The sequence below is a fragment of the Eubacterium sp. AF15-50 genome, assembly GCF_934835595.1.
GTDB classification, from domain to species: Bacteria; Bacillota; Clostridia; order Lachnospirales; family Lachnospiraceae; genus Eubacterium_G; species Eubacterium_G segne.
The window spans coordinates 1-11,297 of the sequence record NZ_CAKVZL010000075.1 but is presented as its reverse complement, the minus strand read 5'-3'; the positions used below and the strand labels follow the sequence as shown (position 1 = coordinate 11,297).

Sequence of the window (11,297 nt, the reverse complement as noted above, 5' to 3'; positions counted from 1 at the left end):
TTACATTCCTCTGCATTAAACCATTTTTTTAATATATATGTATAGCCGTCCTCGCTAATGGTAACATAATTTCCCTCATTATTTTCTATTACACAATCACATATAAAACCCTTGTCTTCCATATAGTTGTACAAAATTTTCATTGCCGCCATTTTTTCATTGCTGTTATTGTATTCCTGAAGAATATATTTTTCCTTTTCCACATTACACCCGTAATTTCCCTTTATTCTGTAGGTACTATTTATTTTAAGGTTGTATTGGTCAAATACCGTCAATGCTTTTTCATTCATAAAAAACCTCCTCTTTAAATGGGTAACGTCCCTCCCTATGGTGGAGAACCGGTCATTTAAAGATATGAGGTTTTCTTACTTATTAGAACATTTTTGACGCAATATTAAGGAGTGTTTCTCTTTCATTTAACTGAGGATTGTCTAACACCTTTGCCAAAAGTTCATCTAACACTGTTCCTATTATTTCTCCCTTAGGACAGCCTATTTCAATCAGGTCTTTTCCTGACACAGCCATCTCTGCCTTACATGTACATATGTTATTGTCCATAATGTATTTAAACTGCTGACAGGTATAAAGATATTTATCAAATCCCTTTTTTCTTCCGTAATCGCTTTTTCCCTGAAAATCTGCATATGCCAGTTGGAGATACTGTTCATAAATATCCTTCCCGATTTTATGAACGCTCCATCTTACGGAAGCAGGACTCATTTCCCCGGAAGCAGTTCTGTCATCGTGACATTCAACTAAACGGGTAACAAGCTTTATGGTTTTATTATCCATTTTCAGCCTTTTCATAATTTCAGGTACCATAAGGCTTCCCACCTTGGCATGACCATAAAAATGAACCAGGTTATTATCCTTTTTGTCCATTGTCATGGAATCAGGTTTTCCCACATCATGTAAAAGTGCCGCCCATCTCATAACCTTTGTGTCAGGGACATTTTCCATTACCTTAATGGTATGTTCCCCTACGTTGTACATATGATATGGTGTGTTTTGAGGGCATTCCATCATTCTGTCAAATTCCGGCAAAACCACTTTGGTAATTCCTGCTTTATAGGCTGTAATCAGCTTATCAGGGTGATTAGAAGTAATTAGTTTTTCTAATTCTACCCGGATTCTTTCTGCACTGATATTTTTTAAAGTATCTGACAAATCCTTAGCTGCTGCTAAAGTCTTATCTTCTATATCAAATCCCAGTTGGGCTGAAAATCTTACGGCACGTAAAATTCTAAGGGCATCTTCACCAAATCTCTCTTCTGCCACCCCTACACACTTTATAATCTTTTTTTCTATGTCTCCTATTCCGTCAAAGGCATCCACCAGCCCTACTGTGGGATTATATGCCATGGCATTAATTGTGAAATCTCTTCTTTTTAAATCCTCTATCAGATTAGAGGTAAATTCCACAGTGTCAGGATGTCTGCTGTCATTGTATTCGCCATCAATACGGTATGTGGTTACCTCATACCCCACTCTGCTCATCATTACCGTAACTGTTCCATGCTGTATTCCCGTATCAAGGGTTTTGTTAAATAACGCTTTTACCTGCTGAGGCAGAGCCGACGTTGTAATGTCCCAGTCCTGAGGCTGTCTGCCTAAAATAGTATCCCTTATACAACCACCAACTGCAAATGCCTCATAACCGTTTTTTTCCAAAATAGTTATTATCATTTTTACACTTTTTGGAATCTCTATATTAAAATCTTTTCTTACTTTATAATCATTCATTAATTTCTGTCCTTCTTTTATGTGATGTAAGTTTTAAAAGTATTAATTAAGTCTGTTTACAATGCCTTGTTCATTATATCGAGGGCTTTCTTTAACTTGTCCTCTGACACGGCAGAGTAGTTTATTATGAATTTATGATTAAACTCCTCTAATTTATTATAGCAGTAATCTGAAACACCGGATATATTTATATTATTTTCCCGTAAAACTGCCTTAAAGCTTTCGTCATCTATGTCCTTTTTGATTCCCAAAATAAAATGAAGTCCTGCATTTTCTTCTTCTATGGTAACCTTTTCATAAATATCCGACTGCTTTATGGCACCAATTATTTTGTTTCTGTATTCCCTATAATAATTTCTCATTCTGTTAATGTGCCTCTCGTAGTAACCCTTGGAAATAAAATTTGCCAGTGTGTACTGCTCAAATCCCGACACCGTTCCGGAATAAAATCCCAATTTTTTATGATACAAATCCATTAATTCATCCGGCAGTACCATATAGGCAATTCTAATGGAAGGAGCCAGAGTTTTTGAAAAAGTATTCATATATATAACTCTTGTACTGTCCATTCCCACCATGGTTGGTATCGGCTTTCCCGAAAATCTGAATTCACTGTCATAATCGTCTTCAATAATCAAGCCATTATTTTCCTTTGCCCATTTTAAAAGCATTTGTCTTCTTTGTACCGGCATAACCCTTCCTGTTGGAAAGTGATGTGAAGGCGAAATATGGACTGCTCCTGCACCGCTTCCTGTTAAATTCTCAGGATTTATTCCCATATTATCAATTTTTAAATGGAGACATTTAACTCCGTTACTTTCATAAACCTTTCCGATTTTTTTATATCCCGGATCCTCTAAGGCAATAACCGTGTTGCGACCTAAAAGCTGAACAATAATGCTGTAAAGGTATTCCGTTCCCGCACCTACAATAACATTGTCAGGGTTAATTTCCATTCCTCTAAAATGTGCCAAATGGTCTGCAATGGCATTTCTAAGTTCTGCCACCCCATTAGGAACAGGACTTGTAAGGAAGGAATTTTCCTGGTCTAAAAGGGTCTGCCTCATTATTCTTGACCATGTTGCAAAGGGAAAGTTATCGTACATTATATGATTAGAGTTAAAATTAACCAGCCACTGTTTTTTATGTTCTACGCTTCTTGCCATATTTTTCTTCTTAATATTTTCACCCAGATAATCACCACTTATTCTGCTGGCATAATATCCACGTTTTTCTTTTGTGAAAATATATCCCTCCACAATAAGCTGGGCATAGGCATTTTCCACAGTTATAACACTTATGTTGTGATTTTTTGCCATTTCTCTTTTAGAGGGAAGTTTCTCCCCTGCCTTAATTTTTCCTGACAAAATATCATCCTTTATGCATTTATACAAATATTCGTACAGAGACATTTTCCCTCTGTTTTCAAAATCATAAGTAAGCATTGTTTCCCCCTGTTTTATAATGAAATTTGAGTTATTCTATTTTTTCATCATATTAATAATTACATTTTTAACATTCTGGTATTAAAAAAAAATCATAATATGATATTAACAACAAGACCATTACTGGATTATACTTGAAAAACATGTAATTGTAAATATACGGATTCTTAATTGCCGCTGACCGCAGGGAGGGGGCAATTAAAAATACAAGGAGATTTTTTATGAAACGAGTAATGAGTATTCAGGACATTTCCTGCCTTGGAAAATGTTCTCTTACTGTAGCACTGCCTATAATATCTGCCATGGGTATTGAAACCGCCATTGTACCTATTGCGGTGTTATCTACCCATACTAATTTTGATAATTTTACCTTTAGGGATTTAACTGATGATTTAATTCCAATTAAAAATCACTGGTTAAAAGAAGGTTTTAAATTTGATGCCATTTACACAGGTTATCTTGGTTCAAAGGAACAGGTGGATATTGTATCGGAATATTTTGATGCCTTTAAAACTAAAGACAACTATATAATTGTTGACCCTGCCATGGCTGACAATGGTGAAATGTATTCAGGCTTTACTCCTGATTTTGCTCTTAAAATGACAGCCCTTTGCAGCAAGGCTGATATTATTCTTCCAAACATTACTGAAGCAAGCCTTATTCTTGGAGCCAAATATCCGGGAGAAGACGCCGATGTGGATACCATTAAGTCAATGCTTCTACAATTATCCAAGCTGGGTTCAAAAAATGTTGTTATTACGGGAGTTAAAACTAATCCCGGACAGTTAGGTTTTGTAGGTTATAATTCTAATGAAGACAGCTTCTTTTGCTACTCTACAAAGGAAGTTCCAATTAAATCCCACGGAACAGGGGATGTTTTTGCCAGCACCTTCACTGGTGCATTAATGAACGGCTACTCTATATTTGGAGCTTTAAAAATTGCTGCGGATTTCACTTATAAGTGCATACAAAATAACTATAACGACAAGAATTCCGTGGATTACGGAGTGAATTTTGAGGCAGAAATTCCTTCGCTACTTAGAATGATTGGAAAATAATGTGCAATATTAATTAAAAATGTCGCAAGGCAATACACTTTTTAGTGTATAATCTTGCGACATTTTTACTGTCTGTTATTCACATTAAACTAACTTTGCCAGTTCCTCTGCCTTATCAGTCTTTTCCCAAGGTAAGTCTAAATCATTTCTTCCAAAATGACCATATGCAGCTGTCTGCTTGTAAATAGGTCTGCGAAGGTCTAACATCTTTATAATACCTGCAGGTCTTAAATCAAACTTATCACGAATGATTTCCACTAATTTTTCATCTGAAACCTTTCCTGTTCCAAATGTATCTACCATTACTGATGTAGGATGTGCAACACCAATGGCGTATGATAACTGAATTTCACATTTATCTGCTAATCCTGCTGCCACAATATTTTTTGCAACATATCTTGCTGCATAAGCAGCTGAACGGTCAACCTTTGTACAATCCTTTCCTGAGAAAGCACCACCACCGTGTCTTGCGTATCCACCATAAGTATCAACAATTATTTTACGTCCTGTAAGTCCGCTATCGCCATTTGGTCCGCCTATAACAAAACGTCCTGTTGGATTTATAAAGAATTTTGTATTTTCGTCTACCATATCCTGTGGAAGAATTTCATCAAATACATATTTCTTAATATCTTCATGTATCTGCTCCTGGGTAACTTCCGGATCATGCTGGGTCGATAAAACTACCGCATCTAATCTAAATGGCTTTCCATTTTCATCATATTCTACTGTAACCTGTGTTTTTCCATCAGGTCTTAAGTATGGAAGTGTTCCGTTTTTTCTGACCTCCGTCAGTTTTCTTGCTAACTTATGAGCCAATGAAATAGGATATGGCATTAACTCCTCTGTTTCGTTAGTAGCATATCCAAACATCATTCCCTGGTCACCGGCACCAATTGCATCAATATCCTCATCCGACATTTTGTTTTCCTTAGCTTCAAGAGCCTTATCAACTCCTAATGCAATATCTGCTGACTGTTCATCTAATGCTGTTATAACTCCGCATGTGTCACAGTCAAATCCGTATTTAGCCCTGTCATAACCGATTTCCCTGATAGTATTTCTTACTATTTTTTGTATATCAACATATCCCTTTGTAGTTATTTCACCCATAACCAACACAAGACCTGTTGTAATACTTGTTTCACAGGCTACACGGCTCATAGGGTCCTGACGCATTAATTCATCTAATATGGCATCAGATATCTGGTCACACATTTTGTCAGGATGACCTTCAGTTACTGATTCAGATGTAAACAATCTTTTTTCCATTTACTTCTCCTTTTCTTTGTTTTAAATGCTTTAACTATAGTATCTTACAAATATTTATTTTCTACTTGTGAGAATTTATTTTTCTTTAAACCTTATTTTTATAAAAGAAAAAGTCCACTAAACAGTGGACTTGAATTCAAGGTATCAAATCCTCTTATTGATCAAACTTGTGTCTGCTCAGGTTGGCACCTTCCTGACAAATGTCGGGGTTGCCGTGGCTTCTTCGGTCCTTGTACCTCCACCACTCTGAATAAGAGAAAATATTTATTTGCAATGGTTATATTACTATTATAGCATACATATGTCAAGGAATAAATCCCAAAAACATTAATCTCTGCTGTTTCTAAATTGTACCGGTGTCATTCCGTACTTTTTCTTAAAAAGGCGGTTAAAATGTTCAACATTCTGGTATCCTACTTTTTCTGCAATAGATTCAACAGTCATGTTTCCACCCTTTAAAAGAGTTCTTGCCTTTTTCATTCTGACATTTTTAACTAACTCTCCAAAGGTCTTTCCTGACTTATCCTTAATGTACTTTGATAAATAAGGTTTTGAAAGATGGAACTGATCTGCTAATTCATCTAAAGAAACCGTTAAATAATTTGTATTAATATAATTAATTATTTCAGTCAGTCTCTCGTCCTGGCAGTCTTTTTCACCTAATTCCTTAATAACCTGATTTACGGCTACTGTTAATGCATGGATTGATGATTTAATAATATCCTCGTCTAATCCTACGCCCCAATGCATAGCTCCGTTATAGCTTATTCCTACATAAGAAACAGCCTTTGAAGAAGAACCTCTTGATAATGAATGTTCCTCGTATACTGAAAGTTCGTAGCTAATATTAAAATACTGCTTAAATGCATTACTTACAGCATCTAATCTACCGTTACCTGTACTCTTAACAATTCTTACCCCGTCATTTTGTGCAATGGTAACTTCTGCCATAATGCCGTTTTTCTGCTGGAAATGTACTTCCGGAACAGAGAAAGCTCCTACATCATTTATGTATTTATCTTCAAATATCTGATATACCCAGTCAGGTGATAATTCCTTATGCTCCTTATCTGAAACATGCTTAACTGTATATCCCACTTCTTCTTTCATCTTATCCGGCAAATCCAGTCCGAAGTTCTGCTTCAAAATGTAGCTTACGCCACCTTTTCCTGACTGGCTGTTAATTCTAATAACATCAGAATCATATGTTCTTCCAATATCCACAGGATCAATAGGAATATATGGAACAGTCCACTCATCAGTTTTGCCTGCTGTCCTGCACGCCATACCCTTGGCAATGGCATCCTGATGTGAACCTGAAAAAGCAGTAAATACTAAATCTCCTGCGTATGGCTGACGTGGACCTACCTTCATTCTTGTAAGTCTCTCGTAAACCTTGCTTATTTCATTTAAATTGCTAAAGTCAAGCTTTGGATCAACACCATGAGATAACATATTCATGGCAAGAGTAACTATATCAACATTACCTGTTCTCTCACCGTTTCCAAACAATGTACCTTCAATTCTATCTGCTCCTGCTAATACACTAAGTTCAGCTGTTGCCACACCGCATCCTCTGTCGTTATGTGGATGAACTGATATTGTTACTGCATCACGATATTTTAAATTCTTATGCATATATTCAATCTGGGTTGCAAATACATGCGGCATTGCATTTTCCACTGTAGACGGAAGATTAATAATAACCTTGTTATCCTTTGTTGGTTTCCACACATCTAATACTGCATTACATACGTCTAATGCATAATCCATTTCTGTTCCTGAGAAACTTTCAGGGCTATATTCAAATGAGAAGTTGCCGTCTACTTCCTTTGCTAATTCATCAAGAAGCTTTGCACCGTCTACGGCGATTTTCATTATTTCTTCCTTGCTCTTTTTGAAAACCTGTTCACGCTGTGCCACTGATGTGGAATTGTACAAATGAATAACTGCGTGCTTTGCACCCTTTACAGCTTCAAAAGTTTTCTTAATAATATGCTCTCTTGCCTGAGTTAAAACCTGAACTGTAACATCATCCGGTATCATGTTTCTTTCAATCAGGGCACGCATGAAATTGTACTCTGTTTCTGAAGCAGCCGGGAATCCCACTTCTATTTCCTTAAATCCGATATCCACAAGCATCTGGAAGAACTCCAGTTTTTCTTCGAGACTCATAGGCTCAATTAAAGCCTGATTTCCATCTCTAAGGTCAACACTACACCATATAGGTGCCTTTTCAATGTACTCCTTCTTTACCCAGTCTGTAGTTACTACAGGTGGCATAAAATACTGTCTCTTATACTTCTTGTAGTTCATCATGATAATTATCTCCTTTAATCTTGTTTTAAAAAATATCTATATAAAAGTTTCCAACTTTTAATGCAAAAAAATATCCCTGTGCTCCATCTGTAGGAAGCACAGAGACGTAAGCTTTACTTGCGCGGTACCACTCTGTTTCATGTAATAAATACACACTCTCATAGGATGCATTCACATCCCTTCCTTTTAACGGTGGATTTCCGTCCTGACCTACTTGACGTTTTCAGCCGGAAGCTCCGGGGCGAGTTCATTAACCTGCATCTGATGTCTCGCACCTTCCGACATCTCTCTTGGTACAGCTCATTAATTACTATTCCTCTTCATAGCCTTTGCAATATTTTTAGGATGAACATATATTAACATATGCCTTTTCCTTTGTGTAGTGACAATATTAATCAGTTTTATTGATTTTTTTTATCATCCTACTTTTAATTTAAACTTCTGTTCTTCCCTTTCAGAATCTACTTTTGCGATAGTTGCTCCAAGTCCTGACAACTTTTCATCGAATCTTTCGTATCCTCTCTTAATGTATACAATATCATCTACCGTAGTAAATCCCTCAGCTGCAAGACCCGCAATAACCAATGCTGCTCCTGCCCTAAGATCAGTTGCCTTTACTTTAGCACCCTGAATACTTCCAACTCCGGTAATAATGGCTGTTCTGCCTTCTACCTTAGTTATGGCACCCATTCTGTTTAATTCTGCTACATACTTAAATCTGTTTTCAAAGATACTTTCCGTAACGGTACTTACCCCATTAGCCATAGTAAGCACTGCTGCCATCTGTGGCTGCATATCTGTAGGGAATCCGGGATAAGGAAGTGTCTTTATGTTAGCACATCTGATAAAATCACCGGCTTTAACCTTAACTGAATCATCATATTCTATAATTGTGCATCCCATTTCCATTAATTTAGATGAAATACACTCTAAATGCTTAGGAATAACATTCTTAATTAAAATCTCTCCACCTGTTGCAGCTGCCGCACACATAAATGTGCCTGCTTCAATCTGGTCCGGAATGGTAGAATACACTGTTCCGTGCAATTTTTCAACTCCGTTAATTCTAATCTTATCAGTTCCTGCACCTCTAATGTCGGCACCCATGCTGTTTAACATATTAGCCACGTCAACAATATGCGGTTCCTTTGCCGCATTTTCTATAATAGTCTTACCTTCTGCCATAACAGCTGCCAAAATTATGTTAATGGTAGCTCCAACTGAAGAAACATCAAAGAAAATATTGTTTCCTCTTAATACATCTGCATGTGCATTAAGCATTCCGTGATCCTGGATAACTGTAGCTCCTAATGCCCTGAATCCCTTAAGATGCTGGTCAATAGGTCTCTCTCCTATAACACAGCCTCCCGGAAGAGCCACCTCTGCCTTTCCAAACTTTCCAAGAAGGGCACCAAGAAGATAATAAGAAGCTCTTATTTTTCTCATCTGTTCTTCTTCCACAATACAGGAATTAATGGTTCCACCATTTATAATTACACAATGTCTGTCAACTCTGTTTATCTTTGCCCCAATTGTTTCTATTGCATCTATTAACTGATTGATGTCACTGACATCAGGAATATTTTCTAAAGTTACATCTTCATCGGTCATAATTGCTGCTGCAATCAAAGCCAATGCTGCATTTTTCGCCCCGCTTATATCAACTTCACCATAAAGTGGTGTTCCACCTTTAATAATATATTTTTCCATTATTCACCTCGGGTTTTATGTAAACTCCAAAAATTTACTCAAATAAATAACAGTGTGCCTTAATTCTTGTCAAAATCTGCTTTTTTCACCTATTGATATTTTTATGCACACTTTCATATATTATAACACAATCTCCTACTTTGTAAACAGCTAAAGGCTTTTTATAATTTTAGAATATGCACTAAGCGGGTAAAAGTTACCCACCGTTTCCGGACTTTACATAATTAACGGGATTAACTTTTTTTCCATTAATTATTACTTCAAAATGAAGATGAGGACCGGTACTGTCTCCTGTATTTCCACTTAATCCTATTACCTGTCCCCTTGAAACCTTCTGCCCCTTTTCCACCTTTAATTCCGACATATGGGCATATCTGGTTTCCACCAAATCTCCGTGATTAATTAAAACGTTGTAACCATAGCTTTCACTATAATACGCTAAGGTTACCCTTCCTTCCTTTGCCGCTTTTACCTTTGTTCCCACACATACTCCCCAGTCATGTCCTAAATGCCTTGAGCTTCTTGATATTGTATCCCCAAACTTTGAGGTGGTAATTCCTCCATTTACAGGCATAATAAAAGAAGCCTCAGAGCCTTTTGCCTTTTTCTTAATGGTTTTCTTTTTAGTTACAACTTTTTTTGCCATTTCAGCCTTATCTTTAGCTTCTTTTATTTTTATATTTTGCCCGGCAATGAAACTATAAGCATGTATTTCCATTGCCATCTGGAAAAAAATAATAACTATCATCATTTGTAAGGCAAGGGCTGATACCGCCCAAAACCATCTCTTCTGATTAAATAGATTATTAATAATTTTAATTTTTCATTTCCTCCAATTTTTCAACAATTTTGTTCACAGTTTTCTGTATTGTACTGTTGTGCTCATTTACTATTATATCCGCATATTTTTCATATAACGGTGTTCTTTCATTATATAAATCCTTAAGAGTCTGTCCTTCCTTTAAAACCACCCCACGTTTTTTAAGACTTCCCAGTCTCTTTGACAACTCATTAAGTTCTAATTCCAGATACACAATGGTTCCAATTTTTGCAAAATGTTCCATTGCCTCCTGACCGTAAACTGCACTTCCTCCGGTAGCTATTATCGCCTTTGTTGTGTTAAGGGATTTATTTACGTCATTTTCAATCTCCTTAAATTTCTCTGTACCTTCTTCAGCAATAATATCCTTAAGGAGGCATCCTGTTTTCTCCTGAATAACTAAATCAGAATCAATAAAGCTATAGCCTAATACCTTTGCCAGCACTACTCCTACAGTGCTTTTTCCAACTCCCGGCATACCTATCAATATAATGTTATCACTGCTTTTGCTCATATTTTTCAGCCTCCTGATTCTTATTTTCTCTTTTTGTTTTTTCTCACTGAGAATCCAAATCTTCCCAGTTTTTTTCCTACTCCGTAATACTGTCCGTGGGAATAAACCAGCGGTGCTGCCATTGCCAAATCAAACTTTCCTTTAGAATCCATATATTTTTCATCAGCATGAACGCATAAAACCTTTGCCAAAAACATGTCGTGAGTTCCCAGATGTGTAATTTCAAGAACCTCACATTCAATGTTTACCGGACTTTCCTTTATAAGAGGTGCCGCAACATATTTTGCCTCCTCCTTTGTAAGATTCATTGCCTTAAACTTGTCCTCGTCTCTCCCTGACTTTACGCCACAGTAATCTGTAGCCTTGGCAAGTTCCTCTGTAGTAAGATTTATAACAAACTGACCTGTGTGTTTTAT

Annotated in this window: 10 protein-coding genes, 1 riboswitch and 1 other annotated feature; of the genes, 1 reads left to right on the top strand and 9 read right to left on the bottom strand. The window is 36.6% G+C overall.

The genetic code is table 11. The features are described from left to right. From Q5O73_RS08405 to Q5O73_RS08395, 3 genes are all read right to left on the bottom strand, one after another. Window positions 1-290 (bottom strand): hypothetical protein (locus tag Q5O73_RS08405; RefSeq protein ID WP_368076753.1); only part of this gene is annotated, 290 nt, incomplete at its 3' end. A gap of 82 nt (window positions 291-372) precedes the next feature. After that, window positions 373-1,743 (bottom strand): CCA tRNA nucleotidyltransferase, encoded by a 1,371-nt coding sequence (locus Q5O73_RS08400; protein ID WP_021951811.1) that lies wholly within the window; start codon window positions 1,741-1,743, stop codon window positions 373-375. A gap of 56 nt (window positions 1,744-1,799) precedes the next feature. Next, window positions 1,800-3,188 (bottom strand): PLP-dependent aminotransferase family protein, encoded by a 1,389-nt coding sequence (locus tag Q5O73_RS08395; protein ID WP_302624144.1) that lies wholly within the window; start codon window positions 3,186-3,188, stop codon window positions 1,800-1,802. A gap of 221 nt (window positions 3,189-3,409) precedes the next feature. Between Q5O73_RS08395 and Q5O73_RS08390 the strand changes: the two genes are divergently transcribed. Then, a complete protein-coding gene (locus Q5O73_RS08390; protein WP_302669459.1) occupies window positions 3,410-4,246 on the top strand; it encodes a pyridoxamine kinase in 837 nt (278 codons plus the stop codon). An 84-nt stretch (window positions 4,247-4,330) separates the two neighbouring features. Here Q5O73_RS08390 and metK read toward each other — a convergent pair whose 3' ends face one another. From metK to Q5O73_RS08360, 6 genes are all read right to left on the bottom strand, one after another. Next, the gene (metK, locus tag Q5O73_RS08385; protein ID WP_021951808.1) at window positions 4,331-5,518 is read right to left on the bottom strand and encodes a methionine adenosyltransferase; all 1,188 of its coding nucleotides are present in this window, start codon (window positions 5,516-5,518) and stop codon (window positions 4,331-4,333) included. Between the two features lie 151 nt (window positions 5,519-5,669). After that, a riboswitch (SAM riboswitch) is annotated at window positions 5,670-5,775 on the bottom strand. Between the two features lie 70 nt (window positions 5,776-5,845). After that, window positions 5,846-7,837: a 2-isopropylmalate synthase gene (locus tag Q5O73_RS08380; protein WP_021951807.1), complete on the bottom strand. Its 1,992-nt coding sequence runs from the start codon at window positions 7,835-7,837 to the stop codon at window positions 5,846-5,848. 97 nt (window positions 7,838-7,934) lie between these two features. Further along, window positions 7,935-8,170 (bottom strand) — a binding site (T-box leader). 84 nt (window positions 8,171-8,254) lie between these two features. Continuing rightward, entirely contained in the window at window positions 8,255-9,547 is a 1,293-nt protein-coding gene (locus Q5O73_RS08375; RefSeq protein WP_021951806.1) for a UDP-N-acetylglucosamine 1-carboxyvinyltransferase, read from the bottom strand. Between the two features lie 196 nt (window positions 9,548-9,743). Continuing rightward, on the bottom strand, window positions 9,744-10,298 hold the full coding sequence (locus Q5O73_RS08370) for a M23 family metallopeptidase (RefSeq protein ID WP_302669458.1): 555 nt from the start codon (window positions 10,296-10,298) through the stop codon (window positions 9,744-9,746). 64 nt (window positions 10,299-10,362) lie between these two features. Continuing rightward, window positions 10,363-10,881 carry a shikimate kinase gene (locus Q5O73_RS08365; protein WP_021951804.1) on the bottom strand — a complete coding sequence of 173 codons (519 nt, stop codon included), beginning with the start codon at window positions 10,879-10,881 and terminating at the stop codon, window positions 10,363-10,365. 20 nt (window positions 10,882-10,901) lie between these two features. Further along, window positions 10,902-11,297, bottom strand: a 396-nt coding sequence (locus Q5O73_RS08360; protein WP_302669457.1) for a flavin reductase family protein, incomplete at its 5' end; no start/stop codon positions are given.